Raw genomic sequence first — 19,514 nt, 5'->3', positions numbered from 1 at the left:
AAAGCACATATCTCAGCGTAGCCGCAGAGCCTTTGATCACACCTACAGTGTTCAAAGGCTTTGTTGTTTAGCAAACTCTAAAATTGCGTCGATCTCATCTGCCAAAAACTCTTTCGGATGTTCCGAAGTCGGGTTCATCACCAAGCTTGCGCCTTTGGTAATCGCAAATAATTTTTCAGCACTGATCATGACAAATTCTGCATCTGCGCCAACATCCTGTTGAAGCATCGCAAGACTCAGAAAGAATGGAATGGCTTGCTCGCCCTGCTCCGTTTCCATCAATTGAAAATGTAAATGCTGCTCAGCATCACGCTCACCCAAACAATACACTTGGTTGGCTAAAAGTTGCTGATAAAAGTCTTGGTATTGCTCAGGATGATCTAAAGTCGATTCATAAAGATGTTGAAGCGTGTCGTTCATTGTTATTGTCCGTCTATTTTTATCAGTCAGATACTGTTCACAATCCACAGCATACAGGAAGTTTATGAATTATGCCGTTGATTTAAATCTTCAACGTGCTGTCGATTTGTTTTCCACGATTTTTCTAAAATTTCTTTTTCTAAACGCAACTGTATTCGTTTAAGTTTCATTTCAGAGATCACGGGTTGCCGAAAAGTTTGAACATAGTCCACCCAAGCTGTACCCCGAAAAACATTCGACGGCATCTCTGTTTTAAACACCACTTCAGGCATAAAAACAATCACAGAATGCATATTGTCTTTATCCAGTATATCGCTCAACACCTGTTCTAACACTTTCATATGTTTATAATTTTGGTGAATCGGATTTTGAAATTTAAAACTTTTTTTATAAATCTTTTGCGTCCATTGTTTTTGTCTTTCGCTCCCAAAAATCCAGCCCTTATAGTTTTTAGTTTCAATCACAAACACACCAAAAGGTTTAAAAGAAGATGATCAATTTGAGTGGTAGCTCCCTCGCCATCTGGTAAGGTCAAATCATTTAACAATATATAATGGTCTTTCAAATAAAGTTTGACATGAACGGTGACAGCAAACTCCCCCATTTTCCCCTTTAAATATGGTTTAAATGCTTTGATTGCCCCCACAATCAGTAACAATGGAATTAGCCACCAAAACGTCGAAATGAGGGGTGCAAAAATTTGAGAAATATTCACTAATTTGATTCATTATTTTAAATAAGTATATTTTCTATTTTATTGTAATTTCTCAATTTTTAACAATATTTCTTTATTTTCTAGACCGCCCGCAAAACCCACTAATTTTCCATTTGCCCCCACAACACGATGACAGGGTGCAATAATTGAAATTGGATTTTTACCATTGGCTGCACCGACAGCACGTACGGCTTTGACATTGCCGATCTGCTCTGCAATTTGTTTATAACTGCGAGTTTCTCCAAAAGGAATTGTCAGTAAAGCTTGCCAAACTTGTTGCTGAAATTCGGTACCTTCAAAGTCTAGCGGCAAGTCAAATTGCTGTCTTTTACCTGCAAAATATTCATTTAATTGCTGTGCAGTTTTGAGCAAAATCGGGTGTTGCCGATCTTCAACCAAAGCCGCCAATCGCACACGATTAGGGTTTTCATTTTCCCAAAGGACAGCCACCAATGCGGTTTCATGTGCAACAAGTTTTAATTGTCCAACGGGTGAATCTAAAAACTGATAAGAAAGTTGCATGACATACTCCAAGCTCAAAATCGCAGCACTTCATTATTCAGGAGGACGATAATTTCATCAAGACCAGTCCTGAAATAATCAGGACCGCAGCTAGCATGCGCATGGCATTGGCAGGCTCACCCAATACAACGATGCCGAGGATAAATGAACCCACTGCACCAATCCCTGTCCACACCGTATAGGCTGTACCCAACGGTAAGGATTTCATTGCATAAGACAATAAAGCGAAACTTGCGATCATGAAAACGATGGTCAAAATACTTGGCGTCAGTTTGCTAAAGCCTTCAGAGACTTTCATACAATACGCCCAAACCACCTCAAGCAATCCCGCTACAATTAATAAAACCCAAGCCATATTTTTACCCATAAAAAAAGCACAGAGGTCAATGACCGCTGTGCTTTAAAACATATTAACTTGAAGATAATTTCATCAAGATTAGACCAGAAATGATCAGTACTGTGGCTAACATCCGCATAGCAGTTGCAGGCTCACCGAGTATAAAAATCCCCACGAGGAATGAGCCAATCGCACCGATTCCTGTCCAAATGGTATAAGCCGTTCCTAGAGGCAATGTTTTCATGGCATACGCCAATAAACCAAAGCTCAGGATCATAAAAAATAAAGTGACTAAACTTGGGCCAAGTTTTGTAAAGCCTTCTGAGAGCTTCATCGAATAGGCCCAAACGATTTCAAAAATACCAGCGAATACCAGAACAACCCAGGCCATGATGCCTTCCTCCATATTAGTAGAGTCAGGTCGTCCTGACGATTTTTCTTACTGGCTTTGAACAAAGATGTAAGGGAGGTCGTTCCTCCGAATATTGTCTCAGTATAGCAAATATGCTGACTTTTAGTGCAGTCTTTACATTTTTTGACCAAATTCAGGGCGTTATTCAGTTGAGTAAAACTCTAGTGCAGATGATTTGCGCCAAAACATAGCATGTCTGTTCAAAGGACAGATTCAGAAATAAAAAAGGCATCACCAAAACCTGTTGATGATGCCCTCTTTATTTGGTCTATTCGCCGATTAGAACTTCAGACGTACACCTGCGCCATACCACCATTGTTTTTCACTTCCAGTTTCAGCTTGCCATGCCGTATGCTGATTTCCTTTTTCATAGCTGTAAGCAACATCGATAAATGGCATCAACTTTTTATTAATTTCATAGCGTGTTTCTAGCCCTAGCCATACAGCACTGAGTCCTGTTTTTTGTGCATAGGCAGAATCATCACTCAGCACCACATCTAGGTTCAGATACGGTTTTAAAATCAATTTTTGCGTCAGCAGCAGATCACGTTCGGTTTCTAAAGAAAAACTGACCTGTTTTTCTGCACCAAGATATAAATAAGCATCGGTTTCAAAGAAATAAGGTGCCAGACCATGCAGACCCACCGCAGCATCTAACTGTTCCTTGTCCGTCACTTGATGTTCATCGACACGATAACGTGCGCCAATTTGCGCATCCCAAAAGTCAGAGATCATACGGCTATACATCACTTGAGCCGCATAATCAGCGTCTTGAGATTCTGCTTTATCGGCATGTAGTTTGATGAAGAGCTTATTTTCATCGGTCCCGATTCGACTCTCAATTTCAGTCTTTAAACTTCCACGACCATCGGCATTATTGAGCCATCGACTGTCGATCTCAGTCGCTTGATAAATCTGTCCACCATGTTCACGCTTATGATCAACAGGATGCTGCGCAGAAGCAGCACGTGACGCAATAGATGATACATTTGCATGTTCTGCATGTTCTGCATGTTCTGCATGTTCTGCATGTTCTATCTGGCTCGATTCAATCCCTGTTTGCATCTCTTGATGCGACGAATCAAGTGAGGAATGCAACTCATGTTGAGCTGACATCGGCATGCTGTGATGTGCATCTTGCGCCATGGTCATTTGAGTGACCGATGCCAAAGCTAAACTTAGAACCGTATATGTGCATGGTTTAATGATGCGCATGAGACACCTCCTTTTGCGGTACAGATGCCGTTTTCGTATTCTCTGCGACATTTGCGACCACAAGTTTATTCATCATCCCTGCAGACATGTGATACAGCAAGTGACAATGAATCGCCCATTCCCCTAATTCATTGGCCGTTAACAGAGCCGTCACTGTTTTCCCCGGCGGCACAATCACCGTATGTTTATTTGGCATTTCAGAAGACACTTGCCCATTTTCCAATTGCATGAACATGCCATGTAAATGCATCGGATGCGCCATCATGCTGTCATTGACAAATTTCAGTCGAATTCGCTCACCATATTTCACCTTTAGTGGTTCAGCTTCACTGAATTTTTTGCCATTCATGGTCCACATATAGCGTTCCATCGTTCCTCCCAAATGAATGACCAAATCTTGCGTCGGTTCACGTGTATCAGGCTGCGGGGTTAACGCTTTTAGATCACTATATTGCAGTGCCTTATCACCCATAGGTGTTGATGCATTGGCCCAACCCATAACCGTTGCTGAATTTTCAACTGCCTGCTTCTCCTCTTTAGACTGTGCATGCTCCATCGCTGTATGCATATCATGTTTCATAGATGAATCTATTGAGGAGTGGTTCATAGATGAATGATCCATCACACTATGATCCATATTGGCATGCGCTGAATCAGACATATTCTGTTTATGCATATCTGGATGCTGCATAGTAGTATGCGCAGTCACTGGAGAATGGTCCATGTCATGTCCCATAGCGGCATGGTCATGTGCTTGATTCGTCTGAATCTTTGATGGATTGACAGTATGCGCGCTGTACTCATGAGCATTCGCTTGCTGGATTGCTGAAGTTTGGGTTGAACCTGTAGCCGTATGCTCCATATTGCTATGATCCATACCTGCCATTGAACCATGCCCCATATCTTCCATGGTCAGCAAAGCGCGTGGTCGTGCTTTTGGCATGTGAATGCCTGTGTGCTGAGGCTGAGGCTGAGTTTCATCATGTAATGTACCGATCGCAAATCCTGTCCGATCGATCGACTCAGCCTCTATCTGATAGTGCGCAGATTTAGGCTCTACGATCACATCGTAGGTTTCCGCAGCACCAATTCGGAATTCATCCACAGCGACCGGCTTGACCGCTTGACCGTCTGCACTGACCACCGTCATTTTGAGCTGAGGAATACGCACATCAAAAAACGACATGGCCGCAGCATTTACAAAACGAAGTCTAACTTTTTCGTTAGGCTTAAATAGACCTGTCCAGTTTTGTTCTGGAGTTTTACCATTCAATAAGAACGTATAACCCGTTACATCAGACAAATCCGTTTTCAGCATACGCATTTGATTCCACATCGAACGGTCTTGCCAAGTATTTTTCAAACCCGTTCGTTGCATTTGCGTCCATACATCTGAAACTGTTTCACGCTGATTTTGATAGTATTCGGCAGACTTTTTCAGATTTGCCATAATCTGAGCGCTAGATGATTCATGAAAATCAGACAGCATGACCACATAATCACGTTGCGTCTGTTCATGTACGGCAAGTGCTTGTTTACCTTTCGGATAAATTACCAAAGCGCCATACAATCCGTCTTGTTCTTGGCCTTTGGAATGCGCGTGATACCAATAGGTTCCGCTTTGACGGACTTTAAATTTATAAGTAAAGCTACCATCAGGCTGAATTTCATTAAAACCATTAAAGCCGGGGACACCATCCATTAAGCCGGGCAGTAATAGACCATGCCAATGCACTGAGGTATTTTGTTTTTTGAGCTGATTATGCACATGGATGACCGCATCATCGCCTTCTTCAAACTCCAGTAATGGTGCTGGAAACTGACCATTGACGCTGATTTTCTTGACCGCTTTACCAGTCAAATTGATGGTCTTTTCATCAATATTCAGATGATATTCTTTAATGGCTGCAAACGCCCACGTTGGAGACAGCAGACATACCCCGAACACGAGGCCTGATTTAAATAAATTAGACATGACTTAACCTTTATAAAATAACGAAAAAACGTATTTAATACTCAGGTTAAGCTTGCGGAGGTCTTAGAATTTCTTGCCAAAAGCCTTTTAAATGCTGTCCAGCAAAAATGAAACGAGGAGGTTCTGCATAGTGATGCACATGGAAGGTCTGCAATGCGACCAAGGCGCTATCGACATAAGAGGTACTGATTTGGCAATGTGCGAGTGTACAGTCCTGACAGTCTGTGTTTTGTATCGATGAATGATGCACCAGACCATCTTGCTGTGCAGATGGCGAATCTAAAGATTGATGACAGTCCATCATTGAAATGACTTCAGGTGTCGGCTGCTTGCCATGATGTGCTGCATGCTCTGGAACAGCTTGCCGCTGATTTTGATGGCAATTTGCTATATTTGAACGTGAAGGATCAGTATGTGCTGCATGAACTGGTGCCTGATGGGCATTCGCTGTCATCATTTGTTGATGTTGAAAATTTTGCTGTGCACTGACCACACTGCTCCACCCCATGACAAATGCCATGAGCCAAGCAAAGCCAAGATGCTTACGCAAAAAATTAAACAATTTAGTATCCTAATTCAACCCAATGATGCACTGTGACAATATATCCCTATTAACACATCTTTAGAAACATCACGCGATCGGCTCAGCCGAAATCCGCATGAAACACCATGATGATATTATTTACGATTCAAATGCAATCACATGACATTTGTATCAACATGACATGCAGCTCGACCGATTTATCCATCATGAACGATACATTCAGAAATATCTAAAAGCACTATCTAGTGCGATCGATGATGTGTTTTGCCAGTCGCAGCGTATCTCAATAGTTGCTAACAGCATAATTAATTGTGCAGTTATTCACAACAGTTTTAAATTTATTGCGCTGTCATAAAAATCAGCGCATATCTTCCAGTTAAAACATAAAAGTTATTTTTTAAACTGATTAATTATTTACCATAGATTAATAAACATACAGCATTTCAAACACTTTACTCCATAAAAAAAGGACTCAATTGAGTCCTTTTTATACTTAATACGTCTAATTATTAAACCATTGATGCACAATCGTTTATAATTTATCCAAGTTATCCATATAGTTATCTACACAGATATCCATACGGTTATCCATATAGTTATCCACAAGCGAGGAATAACTTATACCCAAAGGCTTAAGCCTCTTGAGCATGCACTTTTGCCAACTCTGAACGCATGTCATCAATCACAGCTTTATAATCAGGCTTACCAAAAATCGCTGAACCTGCAACAAACATGTCTGCACCGGCTTCAGCAATATCACGAATATTGGCTGGAGTAACACCACCATCCACTTCTAAGCGAATATCACGACCTGAAGCATCAATAATTTTTCGTGCTTGACGCAGCTTTTCCAAGGTCATTGGAATGAACTTTTGACCACCAAAACCTGGGTTCACACTCATCAACAAGACTTGGTCAACTTTATCTAAAACGTAGTCTAAATAATGCAGAGGTGTCGCAGGGTTAAACACCAAGCCCGCTTGCGCACCGCCAGATTTGATTAACTGTAAAGAGCGGTCAATATGGTCAGTCGCTTCTGGGTGGAAAGTGATGATATCTGCGCCAGCTTCCAAGAAATCACCAATCATACGGTCTACCGGTGAAACCATTAGATGCACATCAATTGGCGCCTTAATGCCGTATTTTTTCAATGCCTTACAAACGCCCGCACCAAAAGTTAAGTTCGGTACATAATGATTATCCATGACATCGAAATGAACAACATCTGCACCTGCTTCTAGAACATTTTCAACTTCTTCACCTAAGCGCGCAAAGTCTGCTGACAAAATTGAAGGTGCGATTAAGAATGGCTTGGACATGAAAAACCTAGCTTTGAAAAGGGAGTGATTGACGCATTATAGCAAATTGTCCCCCTATTCGCTGCCCATGCCCTTAGTCGTTTTTTTCGATACTGATGATTGAGATCTCTATAATAAAAAACCTAGGATGAACTGATATTACGCAGTAACATCAGAAGCGGAATTTGATTCAAATAAAGGAACGATATGCGGTAACGTCATCCGCAATTGTTTGAGACAGCACGACTTCTCATCAAAAATGTTTTTGCAATACTTTAAATAAATAGACGCTAGAGAGCGAGTATTGTGGTGAGGAGCATTGCTCCGCAGAATGGTTTCCTTGCGAAGCTTCGCTGCTCATTTTGCCTAATGCGAAACATCGTTTCGTAAGAGTACCTCCAGCCGAAGGCTAATCCCTTTATTTAAGCCCTAGATGTAAGACTCAGTCGAATTGACTTAAATATCATTTTAAAAATGCAAAATTATTTTTTGCGTGCGTAACATCAGTGATTAATATGGATAAATATCTCAGGGATAGAAACACAGCGTTGCATATTTAGACTTAACGGGTATCTATGTACTTTGCTAAGTTAAAGGACTGACGACTTAACAATAAAATTGCAACTATGAAAAGTTCAACACACATCACCACCGCTCAAGCAGCACGTGTTGCTAAGCGCTTAGTCAATCATTGGAAACATAAATTTGAAGTCAATGAACAGATCATTGGAGAAAATACTGCATTCAAGATTCAACTGCCCTCTGCAGAGGTCAGTCTTTTACCACAAGCTGCATTTTTAGATGTGGTGATTTCAGCCCAAGATCCAAGTACAAATCTAGATCAATTGGAACATGTGGTATTAGATCATTTGATCCGCATGGGACAAGAAGAACTCAGTGCAACATGGCAACGCGAACCGTAGTCTACGTCGCCATATTGTCAAAGCCTTTTACTCAATGCTGATGTGATTGATAATTTCTAACTGCATCAATACGGGCTTTCGTCGCTGGATGTGACTCAAAGAAGTCTGTCCAAGATCTCTGATCTTTTGCAGTTTCATCCTCTGCACCTTTCTCTTTTGCTGTTTCACCATCAGCTTCATCTTCCATACGTTGTAAGAAGTTTGCAAAATGTGCCGTTGGAATTTGATGTTTTGAAAGTTGTTTTAGGGCATATAAATCTGCTTCAGATTCAAAGTCTCGTGAGTAACTCGCACCCACCGCAGCAACCGGTAAACTGGTAAGAATGTCAGAGCCATCCCCTGTGATCATCAACAAAATAATACTGATGCCTAAACCTGACAAACTTTGCTGCAAACTATGGCGTTGAACTAAATGCCCCTGCTCATGTGCAAGTACTCCAATTAACTCATAATCATTTTTCGCTAATTTAACCAACTCATCTGTCACGATAATGGTGTTATTGGGTATCGCCAATGCATTTGCACCGATACTGCCACCACCGCGGAATAACAACTTCGCAGGACGATTTTCAGCCACCAATTGTTGATATTCTTGCTTTAACTTGTCTTGACGTGCTTGTGGCAATTTTGTGGGTTCAGTTATATCGATAATATATTTTTCCGCCTGATCCCCCCAACTCTTTAACGCTGTCTCAGGCAGTTGATTGGCCACCACATGCGACGCCACAGGAATGCCCCATTTAATCAATACAAAAGCAAACGCCACCACGAAAATCACACTAAAAATGATTAAAGAGGGTGAACGCTCCAACTTCCAAATCGAATGCCAACGCGACTTTACGTCGAGATTAAACCACTCTGGCAAGGGTTGATGAAACTCTAAACGAGCATCGTCCTTTAACTCGATCACTGGCTGAATATCACCTAAAGCACCGATCAGCGTCATATCTTGATAGGTGTAATGCTGCGTTTGTTCTAGGTCTTGACCATAACGCACAATCACAGCATGTTCCCCATCTGCGCTGATTTGAGCAACAAAGGGTTTTGACACTTTCCCATCATAATAGGTTGCATTCACTACTGATGTTTTCATGTAATTCACCTACGTTATAAGGAAATATCTAGGTCAAAAATATCGGATAATTCTTCAGCAATCGCATTGTGATCTTGCTGCATTTGATTGTGTAATTGGTCAGGATCATCGACCAACATTAAATGCAAAGATTCAGTCTGATATTTATATAGTCGTACAACTGCCCATGGTGTCAGTAAACCGAGGCTAATCACTTTAGCCAACCAATTACTCAAGACAATCCATGCATAGCGCCATTGATTACAGTCCGTATGAAACTGACTGCGGCTCAACGTGGTGTTATTCCAAGTGGTAATAAAAATACGTGCAGCCGTGAGTGGCCAAATGAACATGTAGCCAATCAAATACATCCCAAAAATGATGAAAACATAAGATGCGTCATTTAAACCATCTGAACTACCAAACAGTATCGCAAAGATCACTGCCAGCAATGCACCAAAGCCCATAAACAGAAATAAAGGCACATACATGGCACGCATATAATCGCCCCAAGTATTATTCAGATTAAATTTCAACTGACCCAGATACAAATGATTCAGACATTCACGTTTATATAACCAGACCGCAACTGGCGTAAACAACCCAAGTGTAAAGACAACCACCGCAAGACATTTAACAAAGCACCAATACGCGCTTTTATTCGTCCCAGAAAAAAAGAATCGGCTATTACTAAACTTACTGTTGCGAGCACGGAAACGAATCGTAGATCGAATGAGCCAAGGAACCGCAAAGAAGATCAGGACAAAGCCCGCTAAGAAAGCTTCCCAAGAATAATTTATAGCAAAAGAGAAACCACCATAGACCACTAACGCAATGATTCGTCCAACTAAAATTTTTGTAGGCAAACCGGTAAAGTCAAAACGACGCTGAAATACCCAAGTATTACCGTAAAAATAACGTAAACGGCGGACCTTTGCCCAAGGCGCATAAAGTCCAAGCGTGACAATCGTCAGTAAGATATTCACAATCCAAATACCGAAATATTCAGACGCATTACCTTTAAACCTAAAATGATAATTTCTTCCCAAAACATCAGCCTGTTCTGTCTCACCAAATAGACTCGGTGGATTCATCACGGGCAGCTCTGGCGGAAGCGGCGTTTCCATTTGTGAATTTTGCATAAGTACCCTAAATTATTTTTTTTGGTATGTCGAATTTATTCATGTGCATGGCAATGCTCATCACCATGCTTTATTTATACGTATATCAAAGCAAGCTATGCCTCAATATTTTTAACTACTGGCTTTTAGATTAATGAACTACTGTTTGCAATTGGACAGCGTGAAATTGCAAATGATCATCCATAAAACTTTGAATAAAATAATAACCATGATCATAGCCTGCATGTTCACGCAGTTCGAGTGGCTGCCCAACTTGCTCACACGCTTGCTGAAACAACGCCGGATTTAACTGGCTATAAAATTGATCATCAATGCCTTGGTCAATCAAAATGGCTTTAAACAAAGCCCCTTTGGATTGCACTAAAGCTGTAGCATCATGCTGAAGCCACTGCTGACGGTCTGAACCTAGATATTGACTAAAGGCTTTTTCGCCCCAAGGACACTGACTCGGCGCACAAATCGGTGCAAAAGCAGAAACCGATTTAAACAGGTCAGGATGCTTCAACGCTAAAGTTAATGCACCATGACCGCCCATACTATGTCCGAATATGCCAATCGCACCCTTTTGTACCGGAAATTCAGCCTGTACCAACGAATACAATTCTTCAGTGATAAAACGTTCCATTTGATAATGCTCGGCCCAAGGTTGTTCCGTTGCATTAATATAAAAGCCTGCGCCTTGCCCAATATCCCAATGATCGCCTTGCGCCACCTGTTCCCCACGTGGAGAAGTATCAGGGCTGATTAAAATCAGGCCGAGCTGCGCAGCTAAACACTGTGCATGCGCTTTAATGGCAAAGGTTTCTTCGGTACAGGTTAATCCCGCCAAATAAAACAATGCAGGACACGCTTGGCCTTGCAAGGCTGCTTCCGGCAGAAAAATACCGAACTTTGTTGGGGTTTTTAGACTTGAAGAATCCAATTGATAAATGCGCTGCTCACCCGCAAAACAAGTATTTCGTTGTACTAATTCCATGATCTTTATCCTAAACTTTTTTAATCTTTTAAGGCGTAACCGTCGTAGCCGGTGCAGTAGTTGTCGGCGGGAACAATCGTTGTTCTAATTGAGGCAACATTAATGCCATGTTTTTCCCCATAGACCACTGTGGTTCAGAAGGTTCGAAACCTTGCGCTGCTTCCCATTTCGCAACAGTCGCTTTGGTTTCATTAAATGCCGCTTGAATACTGGTCTGCTCACGCATCGCCTGATCAAAGAACGCACGGCCAAAATAGGTGTATTCAGCTTCATTCGAACAGCCAAAAGACTGTCGATCAGCTGCCGATGCAGTAATGATTAAAGTATTATCATTTTGTAGCGCTGGAATAAAACTGCCTGAATAACATGAAGAAATCACAATTACACGCCAACGAATTCCGGATGCATCCAAGGCTTCTTTTAACCATTTAGGATCGACTTGCGCCAAATCCAAAGGTGCATTTTCCATTTCAAAGACATTTGGTAAACCATGTGAGGTCATATATAAAAATAAGACATCACTTTCTCGGTTCATCTGCTGACCGATACGACGCAGCGCCAACTCCATACTGGTTTTAGATGCCAGCGGAATTTCAGTGCGTGTTGCAGGGTTATTGATAAGTTCAACCGAACGCCCATAGGTGCCAAAACGTGTATCAAACTGTTCTTTAATCCGTTCAATTTCCAGTTTAAAGACATCTTGATAACTCGCACCCGCCACCCCTAAGAAGTACCAATGGGATTGAGCAAATTCACCATATTCCACTGCGTCTAAAGATTTATTGAGCAAACGGCTTTGTGCATAGAAGGCATCTTCAGCAAAGCTTGGTGGAACTTCTTCCACTTTCCAAATCGGCTGATCTTTGACTGAGACTTGCCACACGACCAAAGTAAATAGCGTCGCACCCATAATCAGTGCTCGCTCCCACCATGGCCATTTCAGCTCACGTGAAAATACCCAAACGACAGCCAGACTTTGCCAAACAAATAGAATAATGAATAACGTTGGAATGTAGTCGTACAAGAAGTATGGAAGAAAATCGAGATCTCCCAAATATTGAATCAAACATTGAAACAACATGATGTGCGTATCAAGCACCAACCAAAGCAATGCTGGGACCAACATTAACCGTGGATTATTCACACGTTGTGACAGGAAAATCCCCACGATTAAAGCAATAAATGGCCACAATGCGTAGCTAATGAGACCTTGGGCATTAAATTCGCCAATACGCCCCGTGCTGAGCCAACTAAATAAACTGTTGGCACAACCACCTAAAATCCCCCAAAACACCAATTGTAAAATCGATGGTCGAACGATTTGTAAAGAACGACGAGACCCCAAAAATAACCACATCCCCGCAGTTTGGTTGCTTTTAAAATCATGCCAAAAATTGATGGAGGGTTTGAAATCAATCATAGAGTTCTGATGGTGGCCTTGGCTCGCTTAATTGCACAAATAATTTTATGCCTGATGTCGTTTTTAGCAATGCTATTTTTTAACTATATAACAAATCTTTGAACAATATTGAAGCAAATATCATTTTAAGTCACAAGATCATGTTGGAAATATGCATCAAAGCGACAAGCATCACCTTGCCACTGATGTTGTGGCTCTTGATTCGCTAAAAAAACCGCCAATCGTGGACGTTTAACCACGACACGTTTAGCAATTTTTTGTGCTAAATCCAGTAAATTATCACCTAAATCCATTTCACCATCTTCAGGTAACAGTAAATGCAATAATTGCATTTGTTTTTTGACCTGAGCTTGCTTTTTGACGGCTTGCTGGTTTTGATCTCGCTGCGGAAACATCGGATCGAGATAAACCACGTCAAAGATTTGATTGGTCGTCGATAAATGTTTCAAATAATCTGCCGAATCTGAAAAGACCAATTCAATTCGAGCCACAACCGAACTTAAAAACGCATCTTGCTGCGCACGTTGATGTGAGTCTTCCAATAGGGTAAATAAAATCGGATGACGTTCCACAAGGGTCACATGAGCACCCAAATGTGCCATTAAGAGACTGTCGTGCCCTAGCCCTGCGGTTGCATCTACAAGCTGTGGTTTTTCAGCCAAATTACACGCACGTGCAATCATCTCAGACTTTAAGGATGCTCGCTTTAAACGCCCCACTTCTGCTTTCCAATCGGGTTGCATCTTCATGCCATTGGCCGCTAACCACAAGCCATCTGCATCGACACACAAACTGAGTTCAGAGTTTAAACGTAAAAAACGCGCGTTTAATTTTTCAATCAATTCAATATTTACAGATACACCACGTGAAGAAAGCACAGCAGAATACTGCTGTGCTTTCTCATGAAACTCTTGTTCTGTGTATAAGCGGATTTCGCTTACCATAATTTCCAGCCTGTAAATGCGAACAATAAAATCAATAAACCTGAAACAATTCGATACCACGCAAAAATCATGAAATCACGTTTTGCCACATAAGCAACAAGCGCACGAATCAAAAGTAATGCCGAGACAAATGAAACGATTAAACCAACGGCAATCACAGTCCAATCTTGAGTGCCTTGAAATACATCATAGCTTTGATATAAATCCAGTAAACCTGCACCGACAATAACCGGAATACCCAAAAAGAATGAAAACTCAGTGGCTGCTTTACGAGAAACACCTAAGAACATGGCACCAATAATGGTCGCACCTGAACGTGAAGTCCCTGGAATTAAAGATAAAACTTGAATTAAACCAATCCAAATCGCATCTTTAATGGTTAAATCTTCTACTTCTTTGGCACGCACCTGCGGTGGATTTTTTTCGATCCAAATAATGATCAAACCACCAATAATCAACCCCATAGCAATCGCAATGTTATTGAACAGCAGTTCTTTCACCGTCTGACCAAACGTCAAACCAATCAACACGATTGGAATCGAAGCGAGAATTAAGCCAAAACCTAAACGGCGACCTTTTTCTTCACCAGTCACCATACCAGTTGCTGCACCCCACAGGCGGCCCCAGTATTCATAAATCACCGCAGCAATCGCACCCATTTGAATTGCGATCACGAAAACATCACTTTTTTCTTTGGTCCAAAAGTTCATTAATTCTGAAGCCAGAATTAAATGCCCTGTACTTGAAATCGGTAAAAATTCGGTAATACCTTCAACAATACCCATGATCGCCGCTTTGAGCAGCAGTAGAAGATCCATATATAACCCTAATTATGGCTTGCCTTGTTCTGAAATTTTCTTCCAGGCGTTATCTCGTAAATATACGGGCAATGCAAGTTCAGCACTCACCCATGCTTTTCTTTGTGCCGCTTCGCGGGCAATAGTAGCAATATCTTGTGCTGTTGCACTTAAGTCTTTGTATTGTGTTTGTTCTGATTGAATGAGCTCACTACCAGAACCCACGACGGTAAATTTGATCTGTGGTGTGGCATCTGCGTAGCTTAATAGTTGTTCTTCATCTACAGCCTGCATAATGCTATTGGCATCGAGTTGATAGCTGGCGATGTACACTTCTTGCATGCGCGCATCAAGGACTGCCGTTACTTCAGTCAAACCATGTACACGATGCGCCGCTTGAGCCAAAGCTTGCAAAGTCGAGACTGGAACAACAGGTACGTCATTGGCCCATGCCAAGGCTTGTGTTACCGCTGCATTAATACGAACACCACTAAATGAGCCAGGCCCACGACTAAAGGCAATCGCAGTTAAATCCGCTAACTCAATAGCAGTTTGATTAAGCCCTTGCTCAATCATTGGGAGAATAGTTTGCGTCTGCGCTTTTGCCCGTAAATCGAGTTGAAAATAAAGCTCTTGAGTTTCATCTACAATCGAGACGGAACACTGCTCATTGGCAGTTTCCAATGCCAGTAATTTCATGCGCAACCTTAATTAAATTTAATCTTAAAAAACGTTGAATATGATACTCCACTCCATCGCAGTTCGCGAGATGTTCCACCACAGACTCAGCGCTTTCTGTCTTTAAGCCATAAAAAAGCCTTGACAAACTTCGAGGCTTTTTTGCTTGCCATGTATAGCGTTCTAAAGTTCAGCGACTTCGAGTTGAGTAAAATGTTTAAAATGAGCGGCATAGTGCATGGCACTCATTTTTAGACGTGCTTCCGCTTGTTCATCTAAAGTCTTAACAACCTTACCCGGTGAACCCATCACAACAGAATTATCCGGAATCACCTTCCCTTCTGGAATTAAAGCATTCGCACCAATGATGCAATTTTTACCAATCACGGCATGATTTAGGACCACGGCATTGATTCCAATCAGACTATTATCACCTACGGTACATCCGTGTAGCATGGCTTGATGCCCAATCGTGACATAATCGCCAATGGTCATTTCAATGCCCGCATCGGTATGCAACACCGCATTTTCTTGTACATTGGTAAAATCACCCAGTTTGATACGACTGTTGTCCCCTCGAATGACGGCTCCAAACCAGACATTCACTTCTCGGCCTAATTCAACTTGGCCAATCACTGTTGCATTTTCTGCAACCCAACCATCCCAAGGTTGATGCGTGGCTTTCGGGCTATATCCTTGAAACTTGTACAACATGATCAAACATCCTATTTTGACTTTTTAATAAAGGTTTAAGGCTCACGGCCCAAATGAAATGAAGGAGAATTTAATAAAAAAGGCCATTCTTTTTGATAATTCAGACCATATTGAAATAAGGAAATCAGCATCCGTGCAGTCAAGCCCCATACGATTTCGTTTTCGACTCTTAAACTAGGGAAATATAGTGATTGCTGGGCAAAACGAACTTCATACGGCGTTGGCGGTGTTTCTAAAAGCTGTCTTAATGATACAAAAAAAATACGGTCAATTTCAGTGGGTTGAGGTATCAAATTTACATCAGGCGGGATCAACCCTACGATCGGTTTAACCAACATCCCATTCCGAGCTTTTTGCATCGGTAAATCACCCAAAAGCTGCACATCAAATGGATTTAGAGCAGTTTCTTCTTGAGCTTCTCTTAAAGCCACCACGATATTACTGGTGTCTTGGGCATCACGTTTGCCACCGGGAAAGGACACTTCACCTGCATGATTATTCATATAGAGTGAGCGGCGGGTCAATAAAATACGTGGATTATCTTCTTGGGTAATCGCAATCAATACAGCAGCATGCGCGGGTTGAATACGCTTAGAAAAACGTAAACTTTGCTGCAATCGCTGAGTCAATAAACCCTCATCCATCCACATTACATCCTTATAATTATCTTATTTTCATCATAGCTGAATTTCGACCAAGCTGGTTAGAAATGATGCCAAAGTTTTATTTTTAAGTTATTCTGACGGTTCACACAATCCATGACGATGAATATGAACTTTTGCTCAAACTGCGGACAAAAAACAAAAGAAGCGATCCCGCTTGGAGATCATCAGATACGCCGTATTTGTACCGCATGTGGGTTTATTCATTATGTGAATCCTAAAGTTATTTGTGGTGCTTTAGCCGTTTGGGACAATCAAGTTTTACTTTGCCGTCGTGCGATTGAGCCACGTTATGGGCTATGGACATTACCCGCTGGCTATATGGAACTCTATGAGACAATGGAGCAAGGTGCAGCGCGTGAAACTCGCGAAGAAGCCGAAGCAGAAGTCAACATTGAGCAACTATATTGCATGTATAACATTCCCCGTATTGGGCAAATTTATGCCTTGTTCAAATCTGAACTAATCAATGGTGAATTTGGTGCGGGTGATGAAACCATTGAATCTCGATTGTTTAGTGAAGAAGAAATTCCTTGGGATGATTTAGCCTTTCCAAGTGTGGAAAGAACGCTGCGGCATTATTTTGCTGACCGCAAAACAGGTCAATTTGAAATGCATCTCGAAACTCTCGGCACTCGACTCGATCACACAGGTTAATTTGCTGCTCTCAATATTAAAAAAGCCCATCACTGATGGGCTTTTTTATTTTACTCATATTTGACGATTATTTTGCCTTGATGGTGTAACAAGGGGCCAACTCTAAAGAGATATCACCACCGCTTAACTTCGCCGTTTGAGCCGCAGCAGTATCATTTGGATTTTTTAAGCTATAAATATAACTAAAGCTGGCCAAACTATTCCCCCATTTCACCACTTTATTATCCGAATCTGTCAAAGCAACGCCAGAGGGACGTGTGCCTGCATTGGCATTGATCATATTGTGTAACTGCACTAAAGCACCGCCCACAACCATTGAGGTGTCCGCTGAAGTTTTCACACTTGAGTTCATTCCAATCAGCGCGCCATCAAGCGTATGGAAATATGGGTCAGCTAAAATCATACGAATCGAAATGGTATTTGGATTAATATTCCCTTCAGGCGTAAAGGTACGGGTTGTCGTTCCGATACGGTATTGCTGTACACCTTTGTCATCTTTCATTAATAGTGGGTCAAGCACATCTTTTCCACTACAGCCTTCCGTCGCGTGTGTAGACAAATCGACAATTTGACTATCTTGACGAGTAAATACATCGTCTGGCACGCCAGATTTTATATTTGTGCGAATATCACCATTACGGTCAATCACCACACCCAATTTCACTGTTTTAATCGAGGTATCGGTAAATTTAAAGGTTAAATCTGCATATAACGGGAAGATATAATTTTGTCCAGCAGCAACATTTTCAACAGACTTAAAGACTTTTTTGTCTAAATACGATAACGGATAAAGCTTGTATAAATCCATCGTGCCTTTAAATTGCACTTGGTTAATGTTTTGCTCCCACAGGCCTAATTTTTTCTTATCATCGGCCGTCAGAACATAATCATCTTTTTTAGCCATTAACGTTTTATATAAACTTCCACCCGTACCGACCACCATTTTGTCGGCAAGTAGCGTCCCTTGTTTAATAATCAGCGGGCCAGAGTTGGCTTCTTCTGCATCAAAACGGAAACCCAGAATGCCAGGTTTATCAATTTGCTTGGTAAGCGGATCAATCCAATTGTCCTGCGGCGTTGCTGTTAAACGTGTTGGTCGTACCTGTGTCAAGAGCAAGACATTCACACCACCAATGGTACTCAACTGTTGATCAACTTTGCCCTTCCACTGTAAACCACTACCAAATGTCATGCCTTGGCGGTCCGTCATTAACATGAAATGACCGAATAAATTGACTTTTGAACTATCGGTCGGCAAACATTCATTTTTGTCACAGCCCACCAATCCATTTGAACCACTGGCATTGGTAATCACGCCATCAGTTGAAAATAACGCAAACTCAGGCTGATATACCGCAGCCGTTGAGATATTCATGAGTTTTGAAACTAAGGTAAATGCATTTTCATTGCTGACTTCGGACAGGTCTAGCCAAGGTGTAAACAGGTCATTAAATTCCGTATCTGAACTGATACTGAAATCTGCTGTCGCGACATTTCGAGTGATTTGATCAATCAAAACTTTATCTGCATTGTTGATATAAACCGCTTGGATGTCTGTAGCTGTAACTGCGCTATTATTTTTCAATGCCAAGGCTTGAATGATTTTGGCTAAACGCATGGCCACTTTAACCGTTGCGTCGCTATTTGAAATCGTTGCAGCAGGTTTACCCGCGATGCCGGCAGCCAAATCCAATAAGGTCAAACGTGGGGGTGTCGTGCCACTGGCTACATTTGAAATTTGCTTCAAATCCACTTTACCCAAATCAATTCGACGTGATTTTTCACCTTGGACAAAGAAAGTTACCGTATCGCCAATCTTACAAGCACCTGTCGAAACACCTTCTTTTAGATCAAACAAGGTAATATAGGTATTTTTAACGTCGCTCGAACAATTAAAGTTCAGACCTTCAATTGGATAATCTAAAACAAACTCGACACAGCCTTCGGTATTACTTTTACAAGTACCATTGGTTGTACTGGTATCATAAATTTCAGGATTCACATTTGCACTTTCACCGCCACAGCCACTGAGCGCTGCAACCAATGCCGTTAAAGCAAACGGTAATAAAATTTTATTTTTCATCCTAATTC

General features: G+C 41.5%; 20 protein-coding genes and 1 pseudogene. 2 read left to right on the top strand and 19 right to left on the bottom strand.

Features of this window, described 5'->3' with window-relative positions:
• Positions 1-51: 51 nt before the first annotated feature.
• The 9 genes and pseudogenes from FTV03_RS07785 to rpe form a co-directional block, all read right to left on the bottom strand.
• Positions 52-420, bottom strand: a complete 369-nt coding sequence (locus FTV03_RS07785) for an SseB family protein (protein ID WP_180005011.1) — start codon at positions 418-420, stop codon at positions 52-54.
• Between the two features lie 62 nt (positions 421-482).
• Positions 483-1,129, bottom strand: a pseudogene (locus tag FTV03_RS07780) (NERD domain-containing protein).
• A gap of 45 nt (positions 1,130-1,174) precedes the next feature.
• The gene (locus FTV03_RS07775; RefSeq protein WP_180005010.1) at positions 1,175-1,657 is read right to left on the bottom strand and encodes a methylated-DNA--[protein]-cysteine S-methyltransferase; all 483 of its coding nucleotides are present in this window, start codon (positions 1,655-1,657) and stop codon (positions 1,175-1,177) included.
• Between the two features lie 37 nt (positions 1,658-1,694).
• Complete coding sequence (gene sugE, locus FTV03_RS07770) at positions 1,695-2,012, bottom strand: quaternary ammonium compound efflux SMR transporter SugE (protein ID WP_078191206.1); 318 nt, start codon at positions 2,010-2,012, stop codon at positions 1,695-1,697.
• Between the two features lie 55 nt (positions 2,013-2,067).
• Positions 2,068-2,385: a multidrug efflux SMR transporter gene (locus FTV03_RS07765; RefSeq protein ID WP_180005009.1), complete on the bottom strand. Its 318-nt coding sequence runs from the start codon at positions 2,383-2,385 to the stop codon at positions 2,068-2,070.
• A 300-nt stretch (positions 2,386-2,685) separates the two neighbouring features.
• Positions 2,686-3,621 (bottom strand): copper resistance protein B, encoded by a 936-nt coding sequence (locus FTV03_RS07760; RefSeq protein ID WP_180040871.1) that lies wholly within the window; start codon positions 3,619-3,621, stop codon positions 2,686-2,688.
• Positions 3,608-5,596 carry a multicopper oxidase domain-containing protein gene (locus tag FTV03_RS07755; RefSeq protein ID WP_180040869.1) on the bottom strand — a complete coding sequence of 663 codons (1,989 nt, stop codon included), beginning with the start codon at positions 5,594-5,596 and terminating at the stop codon, positions 3,608-3,610. The genes FTV03_RS07760 and FTV03_RS07755 overlap by 14 nt, the downstream gene beginning before the upstream one ends.
• Positions 5,597-5,642: 46 nt before the next feature.
• Complete coding sequence (locus FTV03_RS07750) at positions 5,643-6,158, bottom strand: hypothetical protein (protein ID WP_180040867.1); 516 nt, start codon at positions 6,156-6,158, stop codon at positions 5,643-5,645.
• A 614-nt stretch (positions 6,159-6,772) separates the two neighbouring features.
• Positions 6,773-7,459: a ribulose-phosphate 3-epimerase gene (rpe, locus tag FTV03_RS07745; RefSeq protein WP_078192356.1), complete on the bottom strand. Its 687-nt coding sequence runs from the start codon at positions 7,457-7,459 to the stop codon at positions 6,773-6,775.
• 605 nt (positions 7,460-8,064) lie between these two features.
• Here rpe and FTV03_RS07740 point away from each other — a divergent pair.
• Complete coding sequence (locus FTV03_RS07740; RefSeq protein WP_111884782.1) at positions 8,065-8,361, top strand: DUF2218 domain-containing protein; 297 nt, start codon at positions 8,065-8,067, stop codon at positions 8,359-8,361.
• A gap of 31 nt (positions 8,362-8,392) precedes the next feature.
• Here FTV03_RS07740 and FTV03_RS07735 read toward each other — a convergent pair whose 3' ends face one another.
• The 9 genes from FTV03_RS07735 to FTV03_RS07695 all read right to left on the bottom strand — a co-directional run bounded on the left by FTV03_RS07735 (position 8,393) and on the right by FTV03_RS07695 (position 16,748).
• Positions 8,393-9,454 (bottom strand): M48 family metallopeptidase, encoded by a 1,062-nt coding sequence (locus tag FTV03_RS07735; RefSeq protein WP_180040865.1) that lies wholly within the window; start codon positions 9,452-9,454, stop codon positions 8,393-8,395.
• A 14-nt stretch (positions 9,455-9,468) separates the two neighbouring features.
• Positions 9,469-10,575 carry a YjgN family protein gene (locus tag FTV03_RS07730; RefSeq protein ID WP_180040863.1) on the bottom strand — a complete coding sequence of 369 codons (1,107 nt, stop codon included), beginning with the start codon at positions 10,573-10,575 and terminating at the stop codon, positions 9,469-9,471.
• Positions 10,576-10,705: 130 nt separating this feature from the next.
• The gene (fghA, locus tag FTV03_RS07725) at positions 10,706-11,551 is read right to left on the bottom strand and encodes an S-formylglutathione hydrolase (protein WP_180021431.1); all 846 of its coding nucleotides are present in this window, start codon (positions 11,549-11,551) and stop codon (positions 10,706-10,708) included.
• Positions 11,552-11,579: 28 nt separating this feature from the next.
• Positions 11,580-12,971, bottom strand: coding sequence for a C13 family peptidase (locus FTV03_RS07720; RefSeq protein ID WP_168378508.1), 1,392 nt, complete (start codon positions 12,969-12,971; stop codon positions 11,580-11,582).
• A 125-nt stretch (positions 12,972-13,096) separates the two neighbouring features.
• Positions 13,097-13,915, bottom strand: coding sequence for a class I SAM-dependent methyltransferase (locus FTV03_RS07715; RefSeq protein WP_218945800.1), 819 nt, complete (start codon positions 13,913-13,915; stop codon positions 13,097-13,099).
• Positions 13,909-14,733 (bottom strand): undecaprenyl-diphosphate phosphatase, encoded by an 825-nt coding sequence (locus tag FTV03_RS07710; protein ID WP_180008558.1) that lies wholly within the window; start codon positions 14,731-14,733, stop codon positions 13,909-13,911. Before FTV03_RS07710 ends, FTV03_RS07715 begins: the two co-directional genes overlap by 7 nt.
• Before the next feature lie 12 nt (positions 14,734-14,745).
• A complete protein-coding gene (gene tsaB / locus FTV03_RS07705) occupies positions 14,746-15,411 on the bottom strand; it encodes a tRNA (adenosine(37)-N6)-threonylcarbamoyltransferase complex dimerization subunit type 1 TsaB (protein ID WP_180040861.1) in 666 nt (221 codons plus the stop codon).
• Between the two features lie 162 nt (positions 15,412-15,573).
• Entirely contained in the window at positions 15,574-16,104 is a 531-nt protein-coding gene (locus tag FTV03_RS07700) for a gamma carbonic anhydrase family protein (RefSeq protein WP_180040859.1), read from the bottom strand.
• 35 nt (positions 16,105-16,139) lie between these two features.
• Positions 16,140-16,748, bottom strand: a complete 609-nt coding sequence (locus FTV03_RS07695) for a CoA pyrophosphatase (RefSeq protein WP_180040882.1) — start codon at positions 16,746-16,748, stop codon at positions 16,140-16,142.
• A 126-nt stretch (positions 16,749-16,874) separates the two neighbouring features.
• On the opposite strand from FTV03_RS07695, the gene FTV03_RS07690 reads away from it, so the two are divergent.
• Positions 16,875-17,423, top strand: a complete 549-nt coding sequence (locus tag FTV03_RS07690) for an NUDIX hydrolase (RefSeq protein WP_180009934.1) — start codon at positions 16,875-16,877, stop codon at positions 17,421-17,423.
• Between the two features lie 67 nt (positions 17,424-17,490).
• Here FTV03_RS07690 and FTV03_RS07685 read toward each other — a convergent pair whose 3' ends face one another.
• Positions 17,491-19,506, bottom strand: a complete 2,016-nt coding sequence (locus FTV03_RS07685; protein WP_180040857.1) for a hypothetical protein — start codon at positions 19,504-19,506, stop codon at positions 17,491-17,493.
• Between the last annotated feature and the right edge of the window lie 8 nt (positions 19,507-19,514).

Origin of the sequence: Acinetobacter sp. YH12218 (genome assembly GCF_013417925.1) — a bacterium.
Taxonomy (GTDB): domain Bacteria; phylum Pseudomonadota; class Gammaproteobacteria; order Pseudomonadales; family Moraxellaceae; genus Acinetobacter; species Acinetobacter amyesii.
Note: the sequence above shows the minus strand (reverse complement) of the source record. Positions and strands in the feature narration are given on the sequence as shown.

What these genes read in the sequence shown, in the direction of transcription:
- FTV03_RS07785 (WP_180005011.1), bottom strand. Translation starts at nt 420, where the DNA reads ATGAACGACACGCTTCAACATCTTTATGAATCGACTTTAGATCATCCT.
- FTV03_RS07695 (WP_180040882.1), bottom strand. Translation starts at nt 16,748, where the DNA reads ATGGATGAGGGTTTATTGACTCAGCGATTGCAGCAAAGTTTACGTTTT.
- rpe (WP_078192356.1), bottom strand. Translation starts at nt 7,459, where the DNA reads ATGTCCAAGCCATTCTTAATCGCACCTTCAATTTTGTCAGCAGACTTT.
- tsaB (WP_180040861.1), bottom strand. Translation starts at nt 15,411, where the DNA reads ATGAAATTACTGGCATTGGAAACTGCCAATGAGCAGTGTTCCGTCTCG.
- FTV03_RS07710 (WP_180008558.1), bottom strand. Translation starts at nt 14,733, where the DNA reads ATGGATCTTCTACTGCTGCTCAAAGCGGCGATCATGGGTATTGTTGAA.
- FTV03_RS07730 (WP_180040863.1), bottom strand. Translation starts at nt 10,575, where the DNA reads ATGCAAAATTCACAAATGGAAACGCCGCTTCCGCCAGAGCTGCCCGTG.
- FTV03_RS07755 (WP_180040869.1), bottom strand. Translation starts at nt 5,596, where the DNA reads ATGTCTAATTTATTTAAATCAGGCCTCGTGTTCGGGGTATGTCTGCTG.
- FTV03_RS07760 (WP_180040871.1), bottom strand. Translation starts at nt 3,621, where the DNA reads ATGCGCATCATTAAACCATGCACATATACGGTTCTAAGTTTAGCTTTG.
- FTV03_RS07720 (WP_168378508.1), bottom strand. Translation starts at nt 12,971, where the DNA reads ATGATTGATTTCAAACCCTCCATCAATTTTTGGCATGATTTTAAAAGC.
- FTV03_RS07690 (WP_180009934.1), top strand. Translation starts at nt 16,875, where the DNA reads ATGAACTTTTGCTCAAACTGCGGACAAAAAACAAAAGAAGCGATCCCG.
- FTV03_RS07735 (WP_180040865.1), bottom strand. Translation starts at nt 9,454, where the DNA reads ATGAAAACATCAGTAGTGAATGCAACCTATTATGATGGGAAAGTGTCA.
- sugE (WP_078191206.1), bottom strand. Translation starts at nt 2,012, where the DNA reads ATGGCTTGGGTTTTATTAATTGTAGCGGGATTGCTTGAGGTGGTTTGG.
- FTV03_RS07700 (WP_180040859.1), bottom strand. Translation starts at nt 16,104, where the DNA reads ATGTTGTACAAGTTTCAAGGATATAGCCCGAAAGCCACGCATCAACCT.
- FTV03_RS07740 (WP_111884782.1), top strand. Translation starts at nt 8,065, where the DNA reads ATGAAAAGTTCAACACACATCACCACCGCTCAAGCAGCACGTGTTGCT.
- FTV03_RS07685 (WP_180040857.1), bottom strand. Translation starts at nt 19,506, where the DNA reads ATGAAAAATAAAATTTTATTACCGTTTGCTTTAACGGCATTGGTTGCA.
- fghA (WP_180021431.1), bottom strand. Translation starts at nt 11,551, where the DNA reads ATGGAATTAGTACAACGAAATACTTGTTTTGCGGGTGAGCAGCGCATT.
- FTV03_RS07775 (WP_180005010.1), bottom strand. Translation starts at nt 1,657, where the DNA reads ATGCAACTTTCTTATCAGTTTTTAGATTCACCCGTTGGACAATTAAAA.
- FTV03_RS07715 (WP_218945800.1), bottom strand. Translation starts at nt 13,915, where the DNA reads ATGGTAAGCGAAATCCGCTTATACACAGAACAAGAGTTTCATGAGAAA.
- FTV03_RS07765 (WP_180005009.1), bottom strand. Translation starts at nt 2,385, where the DNA reads ATGGCCTGGGTTGTTCTGGTATTCGCTGGTATTTTTGAAATCGTTTGG.